Source organism: Kurthia huakuii LAM0618 (genome assembly GCF_000505545.1).
GTDB classification, from domain to species: Bacteria; Bacillota; Bacilli; order Bacillales_A; family Planococcaceae; genus Kurthia; species Kurthia huakuii.
In genome coordinates this window covers 1-681 of sequence record NZ_AYTB01000056.1, presented here as the reverse complement: position 1 = coordinate 681, position 681 = coordinate 1, and the positions used below count along the sequence as shown (strand labels likewise).

Below are 681 nucleotides of genomic sequence, written 5' to 3'. Positions count from 1 at the left end.
TATAAATGCTAATTTAAACGTGTACATATAAAATCGCTTAAAGATGTACAAATTTGCCATTAAATGTAACATACTAGAACTTGAGGTGAATAGTATGTACATAAATTTAGATGTTCAAACGGATTTTGAAATTAAGAGTCTTTCAGACTTAAAAAAATTCAAAGAATTGATGGTGAATTTAAAAATGAAGATTAATAAGAGCCAGTTAGCTAGAGAGCTAGGTGTAGATCGAAGAACCATTGATAAGTATTTAAAGGGATTTACGCCTAAAAAAACAAAAGAAAAAAAGTCGATTTTAGATGGGTATTACGAGGTAATAGCTGCGCTATTATCGGAGGATTCAAAGCAAGTTTTTTATTACAGACGTGTCCTATGGCAATATTTACAAGATAATCATGGATTAAACTGTGCGCCGTCTACGTTCAGAAGGTACATCGCTAAAAAGCCCGAGTTTGCGGCATATTTTGAGAGAAGAATAAAAATGCCATCAAACAAAGGAGAAGCAAGATTTGAAACACCTCCGGGTTATCAAGCACAATTTGATTGGAAAGAAAGTCTTGTATTTGAAACAAAAGACGGAGAAAAAGTAGAAGTGAATGTAGCAGCGCTAGTATTAAGCTATTCGAGATTCAGAATATTCACGTTAACACTTCATAAAACACAAGATATTCTTTTCTCATT

At 32.7% G+C, this 681-nt stretch carries 1 pseudogene; it reads left to right on the top strand.

Annotation, left to right across the window (positions count from 1 at the left end):
* Positions 1-94: 94 nt before the first annotated feature.
* A pseudogene (locus V514_RS0118605) lies at positions 95-681 on the top strand (IS21 family transposase); the annotation flags it as partial.